Here is a 19,166-nt window from a genome sequence, read left to right as displayed (position 1 = left end):
CATGGAGTCCATGCACACCCTTTAGTTTATCGTAGCATCTCGGTGTAGGCAAGAAGCAACGGGCCGACGCCCTTCGCATCATTCTGCACCACCGGTTCGGACAGATAGTAGGCGGCGGAACCATCGCGATGCTGCTCTCCTCCGAGCCCGCCGACGAGGCAGATGCCCGTCACACATGGTGTTCCATCTGCGTTTTTCGTCAGGCGATGATCGACGATTCCATAGAAGGCCTTTTCACCTACCGCGCGGAAGCTTTCCGGCAGGAAGCCGAGGCGTACCGCCTTCAGCAGTGCGGCACTGATCAGCGCGGTGCCGGAGGTTTCGAGGTAATTTCCCGCAAGCTCCGGAAGGGCGATCAGCTGATACCAGAGGCCGCTCGGATCCTGATACTTCGAGAGTGCCTTCGCGAGGTCCAGCAGCATGTGCTGGAGATGTACGCTTTCGGCCCCCATCGGAAGATCCTTCATGATCTCCAGTACATCGACGAGGCCCAGGATGAACCAGCCCTCCGCACGCAGCCAGAAGTTCGGGCTGCAGCCGGTGTCCGGATCTGCCCAGTACATCTTCCGGGAGGCATCATAGCCATGATAGTAGAGACCGGTTTTCGGGTCCCGCATCCTGATCTCAACATTGGCGATCTGACGACAGATATCCTCACAGTCCTTCTGTGCGTCGAAGCGCTTTTCGTACTCCATATAGAACGGAAGGGCCATATAGATGCCGTCGAGCCAGACCTGGTTCGGATAGATCAGCTTATGCCAGAAGTTCCCCTCCGGGGTCCGTGGCATGGTGCTGAGCTGAGAGCGTACGAGCTCGAGGGCCTTCCGGTACTTCTCTTTTCCGGTGAGATCATACAGTGTAAAAAGATTCTTGGCCGGGTTCACATTATCGAGCGAGTACTCCGCCGGATCATAGGTACGGATGCGGCCATCCTCCTCGACGAAGCCGCTCAGGAAGCGGTCCGCGAAGTCAAGAAAACGTGCCTCGCCGGTGATCTCATAGCGCTCGAGAATGCCGGTGATCATGCAGCCGTCGATATAGTTCCACTTGTTGCTCTTCCAGCTTCGGATCATCTCGAGATTCCAGGCCGGATGCGCGGAATCCGAGTGGGCCATGAGATAGTCGATGTACTCGTCGAGAAGCTGTACGGTCGCTGCCCGATCACCCTGAAGGTGATGTCGTTTCTGATCCATTGCTTACCCCTTTACAGAACCCGCGGTGACACCATCGATGAACTGATCCTGTGCCAGGAAGAAGACAACGAGGGACGGGATGATGGAGATCAGGGACAGCGCGAGGATACGGTTCCAGGAGAAGCCGGTATCTGCATCCATGGACATCTTTACGAAGATGGCGGCCGGATAGCGCTTCGGCGTGGAAACGTAAAGCAGCGGTCCCATGAAGTCGTTGGTGGACCACATGAACTGGAACAGTGCCGCAGAGGTCATGGCCGGCTTCAGCACCGGAACGATGACATGCCAGAGGGTACCGAGGGCGGAGCAGCCATCGATCTTCGCCGCCTCATCGAGCTCCTTCGGGATATTCCGGAGGAACTGGATCAGCATGAAGACGAAGTAGGTATCCTGTGCGAAGAGCGTCGGCACGATCAGCGGAAGGTACAGCGGGGAATCTACCCAGCCCCATTTGTTGTACATGATGAACTGCGGAACGTTCAGTACGACGTTCGGCAGGAAGAGGGTCGCCATCAGAAGCATGAACATGAAGTCATGACCCTTGAACTTGAAACGTGCGAAGCCGTATGCCGTAAAGGTGCAGGATACGATGGTCAGGATGACCTTCGGGATGACGATCTTATAGGTGTTCAGCATGGAGGTCCAGATATTGATATCTCCGCCGTAGCCTTTCAACGCATCGATATAGCCCTGTGTGGTCGGGTGCTTCGGGATGAAGCCGATGCCGGAGAAAATCTCCGCGTTTGTCTTAAAGGACGCACCCACCATCCATACGAGTGGATAGATCATGATGACGCCCACCAGAATCAGGACGACATACTTGATGACGGTCATGATTTGTCTTTTTCTCTCGAGTGTCATGCTTATGCCTCCTCATCTGAATAGTAAACCCAATGCTTCTGGCTGTACTGCAGGATGGCGGTAAAGATCATCAGGATGATGAAGAGTACCCATGCCTGTGCACTGGCGAGACCCATATCGTACTTCTTAAATGCGTTGTTGTAGATCAGCAGGGATACGAGGGTGGTGGCACCACGCGGTCCTCCCTGGGTGATGATGTACGGTCCGTTGAACTCCTGGAATGCCTGTACGAGCTGTGTTACGAGGTTATAGAAGATAACCGGTGTGATCAGCGGTACGGTGATCGTAAAGAACTGTCTCCACTTACCGGCACCGTCGAGGGAAGCGGCCTCATAGAGATCCGGGGATACGCCCTTGAGGGCGGCCAGGAAGATGACCATGGTGGAACCGAACTGCCATACACGTAAGAGACAGATGATAAACAGCGCCGCGGTCTTGTTGGATAGCCAGTGTGGTCCGGCGATACCGAAGAAGCCGAGGATCATGTTGACGATACCGTCATCCTTGAAGATGGCCTTCCAGAGAACCGCGATGGCGACGGAAGAACCGAGGATGGACGGAATATAGTAAACCGTACGGAACATCTTTACACCCTTGATCTTGAAGTTCAGGATGTAGGCGATGAACAGTGCGAAGACGAGCTTCAGCGGTACGGTCATGAATGAATACTTGAAGGTGGTCATAAAACCGGCCTTGATCTTACGGTCGGTAAAGATCTTTATGTAGTTAAATACACCCCACCGGGAAATACCCTCGAAGAGTGATTCATCACTGAAGCTGTAGATCAGCGACGAAAGGAATGGATATCCCTTGAATACGAGGAATCCGATCAGCCATGGAAGGATGAAGAGGAGTCCTCTGTTCTCTTTCCAGAACTTGCCCGAAGGCTTCACTGCTTTTGAATTGGACATAATGTCTACCCCATAAATGCTATGAAATGGTTACGATTCAGCACCTTCGTCGGTAGCCGTATCTGATCTATCGTACGTGCTGAACTTTTCACAAGAGCAGGGTCCGGATCTCGAAAGGTCCGAACCCCCTCTTCATGTTTCATTCGTTGACTTAGTGGATGCGATTAAGCCTTGGAAGCCTCAACCTCATCGACAGCATCGATCATCTCCTGTGCGAGATCCTTCGAATCTTCATCGTCATAGGACATGTTGTTCATGATCTCCTGGTAAGCGCCCTCTGCGTCATCCTTGAGTGCTGAATCCTCATAGTACGGAGAAAGCTTGAACGGCGCATTGGCTGTCGCCAGCTGGTTTGCATCGTATACGAGACCCTCGAGCATACCCTCGGACTTCAGTGTCTCCTGTGCTGCCTTGGAAGCCGGAATACCTCTCTCAAGAGCGAGTGTCTTCACGCCATCACCGTTGAGCATATAGTTAAGAAGCTTTGCAGCCTCTGCCTGATGCTGGGAGTTCGGAGAAATCGCGAAGCCCATGGAAACCTTGTAAACCGTTGCCGGTGTGCCATAATCTGCCGGATACTCACCGATCACGAGCTCCTGGTTCTCATCGAGGGCCTTCTGCATCTTCTTTACAGAGGAATCCCACTCGATCAGACCTGCGTAGTGTCCATCGATGTAGTTCGGGTTCTTATCGAAAGAATCGGCACCATCACCCTTCAGCTTCTCCTGTGTCGGGATCACGTGGTTCTCCTCGAGGCTCTTCAGGAAATCGAAGCCATCAGCGAGCTCATCGACAGTGTAGTTCAGCTTTCCATCCTCTACCCATGCCTTGTTGTACTTCTCCTGCATGTAGTAGGTGAGAAGGATGGTCAGATCGAGTGTGCTGCATGCCATCGGATAGTAATCATCACCGAGCTTCTCCTTGAAGACAGGACCTGCTGCGAGGAGGTCTGCGAAGCTCTTCGGAACATCGAGGCCAGCCTTCTCATAGGTCGCCTTGTTGTAGTAGAATACACGGCCGGTCGAAGCTACCGGAACACCGAGTACATGACCATCGATGGTCATCATATCCACGATCGCCGGATCATACTGGGAAAGATCGAAGTCCGGAAGGGTCTTGATATCGACGAAACGGGTTCCATCCGGGCTGAACTGCCACAGCCAGTTCCAGTTGATCTGGAAAAGATCCGGCTCAGAGTTACCGGCGATCTGGGTTGCGATCTTATCCTGCCAGCCGGACCATGCGCCGTACTCGGACTCGATCTTTACGCCAGGGTTGGCTGCCATATACTCGTCGAGCATCTGAAGGGTTGCGTTATGTCTGGAGTCACCGCCCCACCATGAAATTCGAAGCGTTGCATCGCCACTGGAAGCCTCCTGTGCAGCTGCCGTCGTCGCAGCTGCAGCCTCCGCAGCCTTTGTGGTCTCTGCGGCGGCCTGTGTGGTGGAGCCGGAATCAGAAGAACCACATGCGGCAAGTCCGAGCACCATGGATGCGGCGAGTGAACCTGCAAGTACCTTTGTGAATGACTTTTTCATATTTACCTCCTTGGGAGCCGCTCTGCAGCTCCTCTGTATAAAGACCTTTCGGTCCAGGTTGATGATTTTATGGTCTCAGTTGATCGAGACATGGACGCTGTCATAATCCAGCACGTCCTGAAGCACCGGCTCGGTATCGTCGGAGCCTGTGATCTCGACATTTTCGAGGGTGAGACGCTTTACATTTCTCGCATAGATGGCTCTTCCGCTCATCTCCGGGAAGTGATCCATCATGATGGTCTGGCGCGGCTTTCTCTCCGATTTCGGGAGGAAGTCGACCTTTATGTTCTTGAGAACGATGTTCTCGATGTAGCGCTCCGGCAATCCATACGCCACCAGCATACAGGCATCGGCGCCGGTACATGTGATATTCTCGGCCCGGATCGTTCCGATCGTCGGGGTCTTATCATCCACCGGATGGAAGCTCTGGTTCTGTACGTAGTCGCTGTGACCGTCCGGATCGCAGAAGTAGAACATATTGAAGGTGAACGGCATGTGCACATCCTTCATGATGATGTCGTGGAAATATACCCCATCATACCGTGTTTCCGGTCCGCGACCGCGGCGGGTCTTGATCCGAAGTCCCCGGTCCGTCCCATCGAAGATGCACTGTGCCACCTCGACGTTGATCACGCCACCGGCCGCTTCCGAGCCCACCGTCACACTGCCGTGTCCTCTTTCGAGGAAGGAGTTCCGAATCGTGAAGTGATCCAAGATCTTATGATGGTTCTGACTCATATAGTACTTTCCGGACTTCAGGGCGATACAGTCATCGCCGACAGAAATCTTCGTACCGAGGATCAGGATATCATCACAGCTCTCCGGATCGAAGCCGTCTGTATTCGGTGAATCGGATGGGTTCCAGATTGTGATGTTGTAGACGCCGATATGATCGGTATAGTACGGATGGACTGTCCAGCTCGGGGAATTCTTCACCGTGATGGACTGAAGACGTACATGGCGGCAGTGATTCAGGAAGATGGTGTTCGGACGCCATGCGGTTCGCATCACCTTCGGATTCTGCCACCAGTCACCCTCGGCACCGCCACCATCGATGTGCCCCCGACCGACGATGTCGACGTGCTCTGCACCGATCGCCGAAATGAGGGAGGCGAAGGAGGTCTCCGGGTTTCCTTCCCAGCTCGCGAGATTATACTCGCCCGTTCCATCCGTCGTCTTCGTCATACCCGGCATCAGCGGATAGTGATTCCGGTCCGGATCGCCCTTCAGCACGGCCCCCTCGTCGATCCATAAGCTCATGTAGCTCTTCAGGAAGAGTGGCCTCGACAGGTAGGTTCCTGCCGGCACGTACACGGTTCCATCCTTCGGACAGGCACTGATCGCCGCCTGCAGGTAAATCGTGTCATCGGTCTCACCGTCGCCATGAGCACCGAAGCTCCGGACATCGAGCAGCACCGACTCGGCTTCCGTATGGAAGGACTGTGTCTCCTCTCCATCCTCTGTCCTTAAGCTCAGGGTATAATCGCTATCCGGCTGAAGACCATCGACCGTGAGAACGTTCAGCGTCGATCGCGCACGTTCCTCACCATCGAGGAGCACACTGTACTCCTCCGGTGCATAGCAGATCGTCTGATTGTCACATTCGATAGTGACGCTCCGCTTAAACACCGCCTGGATCGTGAATTTCATGTCTTTTCTCCTGTCATCAACTAGTCAAATCTTTAACGTTATGAAATATCACCAACAAGTTTCGCAACTTGGCTTAAGTATACGAGCAACTATCACAGAATGCTTATATAAAAGGACCTTTTTTGTCCATACTTATCTGATCGGACACTCATCTGGCATGAATTCACCATTTGTAAGCGCTTTTTTATGAATTTTCATGTCCGAAAGTTTGAGCAAGCATGATAAAGTCTTATAATAGACAGGACAATGTCTAAGATATTTATACAAATGGCGCTGCCGCCGAATATGCGCTTGAAAAGGTCGTCTCTTTTGCAGTAAAGAAGGAAAAAGTATGATATACTGACAAATCGGGGCCTGCATCACGCATATCTCTGGAAATCCATCGTCGGTACAGCGTACCGGGGCCCGTCCGAATCATCATATATAGTATGCCATGCCTGGGCATCATCTGCAGGTATGCACCGTTTTGAAGGAGAAGCTATGGGAAAGAAGCTTTTAGTCGCACAGTCCGGTGGACCGACGTCTGCCATCAACGCCACGCTGGCCGGCGTCATCGAGGCCGCCATCCGAAACCCGGAGGTAAGCGATGTGCTCGGTGCACGCTATGGTATTCAGGGCGTGCTGCGTGAGCAGTTCCTGGATCTGAGCGGCATCGAACATATCGAGGACATGCTCGCCACCCTGGCCGTGACCCCTGCCGCCGCACTCGGCTCCTGCCGCTTCAAGCTGAAGGATCCGGCACAGGACCCGTCGGAGTTCGAGGAGCTCATCCGCATCTTCCAGAAGCATGAGATCGGCTATTTCGTCTATATCGGCGGAAACGACTCGATGGATACCGTCTGGAAGCTCTCCGATTATATTAAGGAGCATCATATTCCGGACATCGTCGTGGTCGGTGCGCCGAAAACCATCGATAACGACCTCTACGGTATCGATCACTGTCCTGGCTTCGGTTCTGCCGCAAAGTATATCGCAACCTCCATCTCCGAGCTGGAGCGCGAGCTCGAGGTATATGACACACCGTATGTCATCGTCGTCGAGATGATGGGCCGGAATGCCGGCTGGCTAACGGCAGCGGCCGCACTCGCCGAGAGCGCAAACAGCAACGTTCCGTATCTCATCTATCTCGAGGAGCGTCCGTTCGATCTCAATGACTTCATCTCTGATCTCCGGGGCGAGCTCGCGGTCGGCAAGGACGTCATCGTCGCTATCAGCGAGGGTATCCGTGACCGAAGCGGAAAGATGATCTGCGATTATGCTGATCGTGACCAGTCGACGGATGCCTTCGGTCATACCATCGCGACCGGTGCCGGCAAGGTGCTGGAGAACGCGATCCGCTCAAACATCGGCTGCAAAGTGCGCTACATCGAGCTGAATCTCCTGCAGCGCTGCGCAGGCCATCTCCTCTCCGAGACCGACATCACGGAGTCGACCGAACTTGGTCGCAATGCTGTCCGCCTCGCTGTCGATGGACAGAATGGCGTGATGTCGACACTGACCCGTACGTCGAATCACCCGTACAGTGTAGCCTACGGTGCCGCGGACATCGCCGACATCGCGGATCGGGAGAAGAAGGTCCCGGACAGCTGGATCACCTCCGAGGGCAACGGTGTCACCGAAGAAATGCTCGAGTATCTGCGTCCGCTCGTGCAGGGTGAGCGCTCCTGCAAGTTCGAGAACGGCATTCCGAAGTACGTCGTCTTTGATAAATAACGCTTAAAAGAAAATGGGGCTGTCGCTCGAGCGACAGCCCCATTTTCTTTTATCAGTTCTGTTTTCCGAATACGGCTTCGTAGTCTTTGCGGAAGCGCTCGATGCCGATGTCGGTGAGCGGATGCTTCACCATCTGCATGAGTACCTTGAACGGAACGGTGGCGATATCTGCACCGGTCTTCGCACACTCAACGACGTGCATCGGATGACGTACGGAGGCGCAGATCACCTCGGTCTCGATATCCGGGTACATCTGGAAGATATCCTCGATGTCCTGGATCAGGGCGATACCGTCGGTGGAGATATCATCGAGACGGCCCAGGAACGGGGAAACATAGGTCGCACCGGCTCTGGCTGCAAGCAGTGCCTGGGATGCCGAGAAGACCAGTGTCACATTCGTGTGGATGCCTTCCGCTGAAAGCACCTTGACGGCCTTCAGTCCCTCGGTGGTCATCGGAATCTTCACTACCATATTCTTATGAATCTTCGCGATCTCACGGCCCTCGGCGATCATGCCCTCAGCATCCGTCGTGCTGGCCTTCACCTCACCGGAAATCGGACCATCGACGATCTCTGTGATCTCCTTCAGGGTCTCCATGTAATCTCTTCCTTCCTTTGCGATCAGGGAAGGGTTGGTGGTGACACCTGCGATGATCCCCATATCATTCGCTTCACGAATCTCATCTACATTTGCCGTATCAATAAAGAATCTCATATATTTTTCCTCCTAAAATATCGGCTGAACAACTGCATATAGTGTACCTCTTTTTCAGTGCAAAGCCTAATAAATTCGCGCTATACAAACAATCATTTCAGCATATTTACTTTGTCTTTTACTGCCTCGTACTGCAGTTTTTTCACTCAGACTACAGCATATCTTCTGTTATCAGATCAATGTGTCTCCGCATATACACTTCTGCGATTTCCATATCATGCTCTCGCAGTGCGCTCAGTATCTTCTCATGCGCAGGAATCGCATTTTCAATGTTATGCCTAATCTGAAACGTTTTTAAACGGAACGGCACCAGACGTTCTCGAATTCGATCATTGATAAAAATCAGCATTTCATTTTTCGTCATACTGATGATTTCCTGATGAAAAAGTTCATCCAGACGGGCAAGTTCTTTCGCTCTTGCCTTTCCATGCACCTCCGCCACAAACTGCGTATGAATCGCCGTCAGGTGTTCCAGCTCTGCTTCTGTGCTACGCTCTGCAGCAAGGCGGGCCGCCTTCGGCTCAACGATTTCACGCACTTCTGTGTAATCATTCAGCTTCAGACGGTTTCGATCAAACCACTCGCTAAGAGATACTTCATCATCTCCGGTTTTTCGCACCACAAACGCGCCACGTCCCGGTTTGATTTCGATGTATCCCTGCGCTTCCAGGTTTCGAAACGCCTCACGAACAGAGCCTCTGCCTACATTCAGCGTTTCACAGACTTCATGCTCTGTCGCAAGCTTATCACCGATTTTCGTTTCCGGTTGCAGAATTTTTTCTTTCAGATATTCGATTGTTTTTTCTGTTACAGATATCTTTTGAGACATTCTTTTCCTCTCAACTTACTTAATCAGCATATTCGGAAGCCATGTAACGATGCCCGGAATATACGTGCACATAAGAAGGGTTACGATTAGCGGAATGATAAACGGCAGGATGCTCTTATAGAGAATTTCGAGCTTCACGCGTGCAAGATCCGAGATAATGAACAGGCAGACACCAAACGGTGGTGTAACCTGACCGATCATCAGGTTCAGAACCATCACAACACCGAAATGAACGAGGTCCAGTCCGATGGCCTGAGCGATCGGTACCAGTACCGGGAGCATCAGGGTCAGAATCGCACCTGGCTCCATAAACATACCAAGTACCAGAAGGATGATGTTGATTATCAGAAGAATGATTGCCGGATTCGAGCTGATGCCGAGGATAAAGTTTGCAATATCCTTCGAGATGCCTTCCTTAACCATGACATAGGTAAAAAGCGTGGATGTTCCGATGATAAACAGTGTATTGGCCGCACCTAATGCGGATTCCTTTGCACACTCCAGGAACTTCTTAAGGCCCAGAGAACGATATACAAATGCTGAAATCACCAGGGAATACACTACGGCGATACAGGAAGCCTCGGTCGGGGTAACCCATCCGGTTGTAAATCCGGCAAGGATGATCAGTGGTGTAATCAGAGATAAAATCGAGCCCTTAAAGCTCTCCCATAAAACCTTAAGACGGAACGGAGTACGCTCATATCCTCTCTTGACAGCGAAGATGAATACGAGAATCATCAGTGCAAGCCCCATCAGAAGACCAGGAAGCACACCACCCATAAAGAGCTTCGCAACAGATACCGATGCAACGGATCCATAGATGATAAGCGGAATACTTGGTGGGAAGATCGGTCCGATAACCGAGGATGCGGACGTAACCGCAGCAGAGAAGGCATTATCATAACCATTATCACGCATCGCCTTCATCTCGATGACACCGAGTCCACCGGCATCTGCCGCCGCGGATCCCGACATACCTGCGAAAATGATACTTGCGACGATATTGGCATGACCGAGGCCACCCGGAATCCATCCAACCAGCGACTGTGCGAAATCGAAGATCTTCGTCGTTATTTTTCCTTCATTCATAAGGTTCCCGGCGAAGATAAACAGCGGGACCGCAATCAGAAGATACGAATCCACACCCGTTACCATCTTCTGTCCGACGATCTGAAGCGGATACCCAAGCGCGATGCAGCCTGCGGTTGCACCGGCACCAATCGCGATACTGATCGGCGCACCAATCAGTAACAGCACTACGAAAAATATAAGAAATATAGCCATTATGCATTTCCTCCTTCACTGTCCTTCTTCTCACCGAGGAAATGGTTCAGTATACCATATACCGAAACCAGCACGAAGTATACACCGGTAACGGCACTCGGAAGGTATAACCATGCCTTACTGAGCCACTGCATCGTGGAGTATTTACTGGTTTTCAGAATCGGATACATATCCTTATAGGATACAACCATGATGACACCGAGGAAAATAACGGCAACACGAATCAGAATCCAGAAAATCGTCTGTACACTCTTCGGAACGCGAGAATATACCATGTCGAGATTGATCATTCGATCTTCATCAATCAAGCTGATTAATCCCATAAATGCCATCCACATAAACAAAAAGCCATTCAGCTCTGTCGACCAGCGGAATGAGCTGTTGATCGTATTTCGCGTAATCAGCTCCGCCAGCATAATTGTCACGATGCTCAGAATGCACACAAGTACGATGAGCAATGATAGCTTCTTTAAAAGATCAAGTAATTTACGATATGCTGTCAAATCAATCTCCTTTTCTCGCGATTCCATTTAAATAGCAGGGTGCGCTTGCACCCTGCTCGTGGAAAGCGCAATTACATTACTGGTTAAGCGCTACTAATGCATCTACAATGCTTTGATCGTACCAGGCCTCGTTCTCATACTTCTTATAGAAATCGGTTCCGCCGAGCTTATCCTTGAAGGACTGAACGTCAGGATTATCATCAAACTGAACACCTGCGTCCTCAAGGGTCTTTCTTGCCGTCTCGTTATCAGCCTTGATGGTATCGAAGGAATACTTCGCAGCTGCCTTCGCCTGATCCTTCAGAATCTGTTGATACTGCTCAGGAAGAGAATCCCACTTATCCTTGTTTGCAGACATCGTGCAGCCCATCCACATGTAGTTGATAAAGCTGAAGTACTTGATGGAGTCATAGGTTGCATTTGCTACCAGATGGTAGGTTGCATTGTCCTGACCTTCAGCAGTACCGTTTGAAAGTGCGATTGCAAGCTCCGGAAGAGCGAGTGCTACAGGGTTTGCACCCAGTGTCTGCCATACATCGAGGTAGATCTGGCTGGTCGGTACACGGATCTTCAGACCTTCAACATCCGCAGCCTCATGAACCGGGCCACCAGCTTCTGTGGTAGAGATCTGGCGCATACCATTATCACCCTCGGACAGGAATACCAGGCCTGCATCCTCAAGATTTGCGAAAATCTGCTCACCAACTTCACCGTTGGTTGCTTCATAAGCCTGATCTGCATCTTTGAAAAGGAACGGAAGGTCGAGAAGCTTTGCCTTATCGTAGAACTCGGTATAACCGGATGTTCCTGCAAAGATGATGTCGATGGTGCCAAGACGTGTAGAAGCAAGTGCCTCTGAGTCATTACCTAACTCGTTGGAGTGATGAACCTCCAGGGTGATCTTTCCATCCGAAGCTTCCTTTACGAGGTCCGCATACTCGATGATGGTCTTGGTCGGAACAGAGTTCTCATTTCCAGGTGAATAAATGGTAAGGGTTACAGGATCCAGTGCATCCAGATCAGATGCTGCAGCTTCTGTCTCTCCCTCTGCCTTCTCTGCTGCTGCCGTGGTCTCCTCCGCCTTCGCGGCTGCCGTGGTCTCTGCCGGCTTAGCAGAGTTTCCGCAAGCTGCTAATGATGCTACCATCGCAGTTGCGAGAACCAGTGAAAGTGCTCTTTTTTTCATAGTTACATTCCTCCATGAATTCTGCCATTACTTTCGCCAAAAGTGTATGACAATTATCTTTGCTGGTTATAAATTAACATACAATTTATAGTAATTCAACACTATTTGTGTAGATTTTTTAAATATTATTTTGTTTTATTTGCACAAATGCTGTCTTACAAAAAATGAGCAGATTTCATTCGAATGAAATCTGCCCATTTCAGAGCGCTAAACGCATATATCGCCTGTTATTTCGCAAGCGACTGTACTTCCTTAATCTCCTCCGGTGTAAGATCGCGCACATCACTGTTGTCACCGGAACAGTTCGAATCTTCAATCAGGAACATCTTGGTATCCTTCTCCGTAATGGTATTATGCCATTCAGAGCGAGGAATAACATAAAGCTTACCCTTCTCCATATAGACTGGCTTAAACTTCAGACTTCCGTCAGCCTGCTCATCGGCCTGAATCAGTGTACAGTGACCCTCCACCAGCACAAACATCTCATCCGTCGTATTATGACGTTCGAGATTGCTGATGCCCGTCACATCATTGGCCGGCTTCCAGTTCTTAATACCTACACACCACTTTTCATTCTCGTATACGCGGTGCATACCTTCGCCTGTGAATTCAAAATTCTGAATATCCATCGTTCTTATTCTCCTTTTATAGAAGTCATCTGATATGAAGTCGCTCACGGCTTCAGGAAATCCCGCGCTGTCCTATGACAGACAGCACAGGTACAGGAATTTATTGTGGTCTTACTTAGAAAGCAGATTCTTAATATCTGTAACTGCATGCTCTGCAGTTAAACCATACTCCTCGAAGAGGCTATCCGGTGTACCGGACTGACCAAATACATCATTGATTCCGATGCGACTGAACTTTGCGCCTGCATGGCCAGCCAGAACCTCTGCCACTGCAGAACCGAGTCCACCGATGATAGAATGCTCTTCCATCGTCACCATCGCCTTGACCTTATCGTTATACTTCAGAATTGTATCAGCATCGATCGGCTTGATGGTATGCATATTGATAACGGCAGTGCTGATGCCCTCTGCCTCGAGCTGCTTCGCAGCTTCCAGTGCTCTCGTCAGCATAAGACCGCAGGCGATGATCGCAGCATCGCTACCATCCTTCACGATCGTTGCCTTACCGAACTCGAATGGCTTGTCATCCAGCTCTGGAACATCCTCTACCACCGGTCTTCCGACACGCACATATACCGGTCCATCGATCTCAACCGCTGCTCGAATCGCCTTTTCTGTCTCCTTCGGATCTGCCGGCACGATAACGTTCATGTTCGGCATTACTCTCATAAGTGCGATATCCTCTACAGACTGGTGTGAACCACCATCCTCACCTACAGAGAGTCCAGAGTGAGATAAAGCGAACTTCACATTCAGGTTCTCGTATGCAACCGAGTTACGAATCTGCTCATACGCACGACCGGTACCGAATAAAGCGAAGGTGGATACGAACGGAATAAATCCATCATGTGCAAGTCCGGCTGCTGTATCTACCATGTTCGCCTCTGCGATACCCATATCGAAGAATCTCTCAGGGAATGCATCTCTGAAGAACTTTGACTGTGTTGCATTTGCAAGATCGGCATCCAGTGCGACGATCTTATCATTTTCAGCACCTAACTGTGCCAGTGTCTCGCCAAATGCGACTCTTAATGACTTTCCCATAATTCTCAAACCTCCTGCTGTGCAAGTGCCTTCTCAAACTGTTCCTGATTCATCGGACTTCCGTGCCACTGGAACTGATCCTCCATGAAATCAACACCCTTGCCCTTGATGGTATGGCAGCAGATAAACTTCGGCTTTCCGTTATGCGGAGCAGCAAGTGCCTCATCGATCGCCTTGATATCATGACCATCTACATCATATACTTCCCAGCCAAATGCACGGAACTTCGCATTCACATCGCCGAGGCTCATAACCTGGTCGTTTGAACCATCGATCTGAAGATGGTTGAAGTCGAGCATCCAGGTCAGATTATCAAGCTTGTAGTGTGCGGCAGACATCGCAGCTTCCCATACAAGACCCTCCTGGCACTCACCATCACCGAGAACCGTATAGGTCTGCCAGCTTGCCTTCTTCAGCTTCGCACCCAGTGCAAGGCCGATTGAAATCGATGCACCCTGACCGAGAGAGCCGGTATTCACGTCCACGCCCGGTGTCTTCTTGCAGTCCGGATGACCCTGAAGATGGCAGTGAAGCTTACGAAGATTTGCGAGATCCTCCTTCGGGAAGTAGCCAAGGTCTGCAAGAATCGCATAGAGTGTCGGGCAGGCATGACCCTTACTTAATACAAAACGATCTCGGTCTTCATTCTTCGGATTCTTCGGATCCAGATTCTTCATCGTGTCATAATAGAGAGCCATCAGCATCTCAACACATGAAAGAGATCCGCCCGGATGTCCTGACTGACACGCATACAGCATTTTTAAAATTTCTGCGCGGATTTCTTTCGCCTTCTTCTCGTAATCCATAAAAATTCCTCCTTTTTATCAGCCGTCCTTCTACGACATGATTATATTGTACTTATGAAATGTATGACAATCAATGTGTTTTCCCAGATTCATTATTATAATTTTACAAATTGTAGGATATTATCCCTTTACAGCACCCGCAGTCAATCCTTCTACCAGCCTCTTCTGTGCGAAGAAGAACATGATACATACCGGAATGATCGTAAGGATACCTCCCGCCGTCAGCAGATCCCACTGAACACCCAGCTGACCGATCAGCGACTTCAGTGCCACCGGAATCGTTCTGCTTGATGTATTCGTAAACATCATCGCAAAAGTATACTCATTCCAGGACTGCATGAAGATATATACGCCGGTCGCAATGATACTCGGTCGAAGTAACGGGAAGATAATTTTCATAAATGCCTGCCCACGGTTACATCCATCCACCATCGCTGCTTCCTCCAGCGAAGCCGGCAGATCGTTGATAAATCCGATCAGAAGCCATACAGAGAATGGAATCGTAAAGGTGGTATAGGAAAGGATCAGCGATACCGGTGTAAACAGAAGCTGAAGCTTTCGCATGATAGAGTACAGTGGAATCAGAAGCAGTACGGTCGGGAACATGTTGTTGCACAGGAAGATACTCATCAGCACCTTTCGTCCCACAAAATCGTATCTCGAAAACGCATACGCTGCCATCGTCGCCACAACCAGTGTCAGCAATGTAGTACATGCCGCAACCAGAAGACTGTTTTTCATCGCAGACAGGAAATCTACCGTACTGGTAAACAGCTTTTTATATGCTTCAAAGGTCGGATGTACTGTCCAGTACGTCACAACCTTTCCATATAGCTCATTTTCCGGTTTGATCGATGTAAGGAACGTCCAGTAAAACGGAAAGAGCAGGAACAAGAGCATAAGCGCCAGAAGCACGGTCCGGAGGATGCGGATACTCATCGATTCACATTTCATCACTTCTCCTCCTTAAAGCTTGATTTCAGATACGGGATGACGACCACCAGAAGCATGATGGCGAGACTGATCGCCATGGCGGATGCATACCCCAGGTTCAAAGCATTGGCCTTATTATAGATATATACAGACAATGTCTGCGTGCTGTACGCCGGACCACCCTCCGTCATATTAAAGATGACATCAACAGAATTCGCCACCCAGATGATACGAAGAAGACCGGTAATAAAAATCGTATTTTTAATCGACGGAATCGTAATATAGAACAGCTTCTGCGACTTCGTTGCGCCATCGATTTCCGCAGCCTCATACATATCCGTCGAAACGCCCTGCAGCGCCGCGAGAAGCATCAGTGCGAAGAACGGAATTCCCTGCCAGATGATGGTCACGATAACAGACGGAAATGCCGTCGTTGTCTGACTCAGGAAAGCAATTTTTCCGTCGGTCAAATGCAGCTTCATAAGAATATCATTCAGCACGCCGGAGTTTCCATCATAAATCCACCGCCACATGAGGCCGATCAACACACCTGGAGTCACCCAAGGAACCATACTGATTGCTCTGACAACTCCACGTCCGCTGAAGTGCGAGTTCAATATAAGTGCCAACATGAATCCAAACAGAAACTGTAATCCAACACCGAATACGACCCAGATAATCGTACGGATGACCGCATTCAGGAACTGTGGATCACCGAATGCCTGAATGTAGTTTGCCAGCCCGATAAACGCAATCTGCTTCGGTCTTCTGAGATCATAGCTCTGAAAGCTCATCATAATGGCGTTTATAACCGGCACAAACACAATGCAAAGGATGATCAGTGTTGCCGGTGCGACCAGCAAATATGGCCATATTGAACGTTTTTTACTCATGTCCATCTTCTCCTATTTATCTTTACATGATTTGTGAGAATGCAAATGCATTCTCACAAATCCGTAATTTACAAGTCTACATATATAAGTAACAAACGAGGTCAAAAGAACATGCAGAAGTATTAATTCTCCCAAAGGCCACTCTGGAGCGTCTTCATGGCATCCTCTGCAGAAATGGCACCTGTCAGAGCCTGTGAAACGGTATTCGGCCAGAGATTACTGATCCACTCCGTTGTCGTATCACGAATCGGAAGGATACCGGCATAACCCTCTCCTTCAATCGATGCCTTCATGAAACGGTTGCTCTGGAAGTAGTCACCCTGTGCTACGGTCTTAGAAACAGGAACATTACCTGTACCCTCGCACCACATCTTCTGACCTTCACCGGTTGCGAGATACTTACACCACTCAAAGGCAGCATCCGGATTCTTGCAGGAACTGAAGATAACGGTCTCGGTATCGCCCATGGATGTCCACTGGCCCTTACCTGCCGGGAAAGCAAATGCAGATACATCATCACCGAAAATCTCTTCCATCTTCGCAGAAGAACCAGTGTGATGAATGGTCATCGCCGTAAGGCCGGACTGGAAGTTTGCGATAATCTCATTAAATCCATCCGATGTTGCTGTAGACGGAACATATCCATTCTGATAAAGATCGATGAAATCCTGCATACCCTTTACAGATTCTGCAGAAGTAAGATCTTCGAAGGAACCACCCTCGCCATAAATGAAGGAACCCCATGGCTCCTGACCACCCTTGGCGCCTCTCATACCGAAGCCATATACATCGGTCTTGCCATCACCATCCGTATCCAGTGTGCACTTCTTCACATCCTCAAGGAACTCTTCATAAGTCTTCGGAACATCAGTAATTCCGGCCTTCTCAAAAATAGATGGTCTATAGTAAACATACAGCACCTGGATGTTCCATGGCATAACGAACATCTTTGTGTCGTCACCGCCAGCTTCTCTCATAACGCTGTAGATATTGTCATCGATATCCGCCTTGGTATCCATCGCATCGACATACGGTGTGAGATCCAGAAGGAGATCATTGTTTGCAAAAAGCGGTGTGGAAGTCAGCTTCCAGGTAGAAACATCGACATCGGATCCACCCATCTTTGCATTGAACAGGTTTTCCGCATACGCGCCGCCATCCCATGGCTGCTCTTCACCGACAACCGTAATGCCCTTACCGTTTTCATCGTTAAACTTTTTGATGATGTCCTGCATCAATGCAGAATAGTCTGTATTATCTGCCCAGTACTGAAACTTGATGGTCACCGGCTCTGCGCTTTCTTCCTTCGCAGCCTCGGTCTCTGCCACCTTCGTCTCAGCTGCTGCCTGTGTTGCGGCTGCCGTCGTCTCTGTCTTCGATGATCCACAACCCGCAAGCATGCTTACAGCCATAGCCGTCGTCGCAGCAATTGCGGTCACTTTCTTTGCCAGAAGTCTTTTTTTCATGATTTGTCCTCCTTGGATTTAATGTCGTTCAGAGTTTCCCAGATATGGCGTTCCACCAGAAACTTCGCTTCCATATAATCCCGTTCTGCGATGGCTCTGTAGATGCCGAGATGACTTCGTTTCGCTCTATAGAAGCTGGCCGTGTCATCATGGGTTTCCACATGTCCCCGCCGGATAGATTCGTTGATGATCGGAACCACTCTTGTCAGCACATCATTATGGGTACACTCTGCAATTGCAGTATGAAAACGTATATCCATTTCCTCCGTATAAGAGTCATTGGAATCCGACGCATACATGGCATCCACAATCGTCTTCAGTTTTTGAATGTCCGATTCTGTCGCCCTGTGCGTTGCAAGCTCTGCAATCTGCGGTTCAATCATCATCCTTGTTTCCAGAAGATTGTAAAGAAGTTTGTCCTGATTTGTAAAATGAAGTCCCAATGGGTCTTCTCCGATGCCTGTTTCCTGGCTGATAAACGTTCCGGAACCCTGACGGGAAACAATAACATTTTCCGCCTTCAGAATTTTCATAGCTTCACGTAAAGTCGAACGTGAAATGCCAAATTCTTTCATAAGCTCTTTTTCCGTCGGAAGCTTATCACCCGGTTGCATCTTGCGCTTGATAATCACTGCTTTCAACTGCTGCGCAACAGACATATGGAGAACAGAATCCTGAGGGTTCATTATTACATCCTGCATATCTTTTCCTCTCCAAGCCGTTCTAATTTGTATGTCATTATGATAACACCTTGTCCGACTTTTGTAAAACAGTTTTTATGCATTATTACTTATTTTTATCGTTTTTTTCACAGTCTTTAGTGTTTTTTGTTGGCTATCATGAAGTTTATGTTATATATTTGTATGACCTTTTAATAGACTTGATTATACAAAAAAAGTGGCTTCCGCGTTTTTCCAGTGAAAGCCACACCAGCATGTCCGATTTCCGTGTTTCAAACGAATATCACATCGTTTAAATTCACACATCCACTCTGATAACTTGTCGAAAATTT

At 49.7% G+C, this 19,166-nt stretch carries 18 protein-coding genes; 1 reads left to right on the top strand and 17 read right to left on the bottom strand.

Features of this window, described 5'->3' with window-relative positions; translation table 11 throughout:
- Window positions 1-26 precede the first annotated feature (26 nt).
- The 5 genes from ACTQ52_RS01780 to ACTQ52_RS01760 form a co-directional block, all read right to left on the bottom strand.
- Window positions 27-1,193, bottom strand: coding sequence for a glycoside hydrolase family 88/105 protein (locus tag ACTQ52_RS01780; RefSeq protein ID WP_441981600.1), 1,167 nt, complete (start codon window positions 1,191-1,193; stop codon window positions 27-29).
- Between the two features lie 3 nt (window positions 1,194-1,196).
- On the bottom strand, window positions 1,197-2,054 hold the full coding sequence (locus ACTQ52_RS01775) for a carbohydrate ABC transporter permease (RefSeq protein WP_441981599.1): 858 nt from the start codon (window positions 2,052-2,054) through the stop codon (window positions 1,197-1,199).
- Window positions 2,055-2,056: 2 nt separating this feature from the next.
- Window positions 2,057-2,947 (bottom strand): carbohydrate ABC transporter permease, encoded by an 891-nt coding sequence (locus tag ACTQ52_RS01770; RefSeq protein WP_441981730.1) that lies wholly within the window; start codon window positions 2,945-2,947, stop codon window positions 2,057-2,059.
- A gap of 182 nt (window positions 2,948-3,129) precedes the next feature.
- Window positions 3,130-4,503, bottom strand: coding sequence for an ABC transporter substrate-binding protein (locus tag ACTQ52_RS01765; protein ID WP_441981598.1), 1,374 nt, complete (start codon window positions 4,501-4,503; stop codon window positions 3,130-3,132).
- A 75-nt stretch (window positions 4,504-4,578) separates the two neighbouring features.
- Window positions 4,579-6,153, bottom strand: a complete 1,575-nt coding sequence (locus ACTQ52_RS01760; protein ID WP_441981597.1) for a glycoside hydrolase family 28 protein — start codon at window positions 6,151-6,153, stop codon at window positions 4,579-4,581.
- A 480-nt stretch (window positions 6,154-6,633) separates the two neighbouring features.
- On the opposite strand from ACTQ52_RS01760, the gene ACTQ52_RS01755 reads away from it, so the two are divergent.
- On the top strand, window positions 6,634-7,866 hold the full coding sequence (locus tag ACTQ52_RS01755) for a 6-phosphofructokinase (RefSeq protein WP_441981596.1): 1,233 nt from the start codon (window positions 6,634-6,636) through the stop codon (window positions 7,864-7,866).
- Window positions 7,867-7,918: 52 nt separating this feature from the next.
- Here ACTQ52_RS01755 and fsa read toward each other — a convergent pair whose 3' ends face one another.
- The 12 genes from fsa to ACTQ52_RS01695 form a co-directional block, all read right to left on the bottom strand.
- Window positions 7,919-8,581, bottom strand: coding sequence for a fructose-6-phosphate aldolase (fsa, locus tag ACTQ52_RS01750; protein ID WP_441226121.1), 663 nt, complete (start codon window positions 8,579-8,581; stop codon window positions 7,919-7,921).
- Window positions 8,582-8,732: 151 nt separating this feature from the next.
- Window positions 8,733-9,410 carry a FadR/GntR family transcriptional regulator gene (locus ACTQ52_RS01745; protein WP_441226122.1) on the bottom strand — a complete coding sequence of 226 codons (678 nt, stop codon included), beginning with the start codon at window positions 9,408-9,410 and terminating at the stop codon, window positions 8,733-8,735.
- A 15-nt stretch (window positions 9,411-9,425) separates the two neighbouring features.
- Window positions 9,426-10,694 (bottom strand): TRAP transporter large permease, encoded by a 1,269-nt coding sequence (locus ACTQ52_RS01740; RefSeq protein ID WP_441226123.1) that lies wholly within the window; start codon window positions 10,692-10,694, stop codon window positions 9,426-9,428.
- Complete coding sequence (locus ACTQ52_RS01735) at window positions 10,694-11,110, bottom strand: TRAP transporter small permease (RefSeq protein ID WP_441981729.1); 417 nt, start codon at window positions 11,108-11,110, stop codon at window positions 10,694-10,696. Before ACTQ52_RS01735 ends, ACTQ52_RS01740 begins: the two co-directional genes overlap by 1 nt.
- 163 nt (window positions 11,111-11,273) lie before the next feature.
- Entirely contained in the window at window positions 11,274-12,383 is a 1,110-nt protein-coding gene (locus ACTQ52_RS01730; protein WP_441226125.1) for a TRAP transporter substrate-binding protein, read from the bottom strand.
- A 227-nt stretch (window positions 12,384-12,610) separates the two neighbouring features.
- Window positions 12,611-13,012, bottom strand: coding sequence for a cupin (locus ACTQ52_RS01725; RefSeq protein WP_441226126.1), 402 nt, complete (start codon window positions 13,010-13,012; stop codon window positions 12,611-12,613).
- Between the two features lie 111 nt (window positions 13,013-13,123).
- Window positions 13,124-14,056 carry a transketolase family protein gene (locus tag ACTQ52_RS01720; RefSeq protein ID WP_441981595.1) on the bottom strand — a complete coding sequence of 311 codons (933 nt, stop codon included), beginning with the start codon at window positions 14,054-14,056 and terminating at the stop codon, window positions 13,124-13,126.
- A gap of 5 nt (window positions 14,057-14,061) precedes the next feature.
- Window positions 14,062-14,862, bottom strand: coding sequence for a transketolase (locus tag ACTQ52_RS01715; protein ID WP_441226128.1), 801 nt, complete (start codon window positions 14,860-14,862; stop codon window positions 14,062-14,064).
- Between the two features lie 120 nt (window positions 14,863-14,982).
- Window positions 14,983-15,816: a carbohydrate ABC transporter permease gene (locus ACTQ52_RS01710; protein WP_441226129.1), complete on the bottom strand. Its 834-nt coding sequence runs from the start codon at window positions 15,814-15,816 to the stop codon at window positions 14,983-14,985.
- Window positions 15,816-16,688: a carbohydrate ABC transporter permease gene (locus ACTQ52_RS01705; protein ID WP_441226130.1), complete on the bottom strand. Its 873-nt coding sequence runs from the start codon at window positions 16,686-16,688 to the stop codon at window positions 15,816-15,818. Before ACTQ52_RS01705 ends, ACTQ52_RS01710 begins: the two co-directional genes overlap by 1 nt.
- A gap of 122 nt (window positions 16,689-16,810) precedes the next feature.
- A complete protein-coding gene (locus ACTQ52_RS01700; protein WP_441981594.1) occupies window positions 16,811-18,154 on the bottom strand; it encodes an ABC transporter substrate-binding protein in 1,344 nt (447 codons plus the stop codon).
- Window positions 18,151-18,855, bottom strand: a complete 705-nt coding sequence (locus ACTQ52_RS01695) for a FadR/GntR family transcriptional regulator (protein ID WP_441226132.1) — start codon at window positions 18,853-18,855, stop codon at window positions 18,151-18,153. The genes ACTQ52_RS01700 and ACTQ52_RS01695 overlap by 4 nt, the downstream gene beginning before the upstream one ends.
- Between the last annotated feature and the right edge of the window lie 311 nt (window positions 18,856-19,166).

This window comes from Oribacterium sp. Sow4_G1_1, from assembly GCF_052116105.1.
Taxonomy (GTDB): domain Bacteria; phylum Bacillota; class Clostridia; order Lachnospirales; family Lachnospiraceae; genus Oribacterium.
The sequence above is the reverse complement of the archived record's forward strand: the minus strand, read 5'-3'. Positions and strand labels throughout refer to the sequence as shown.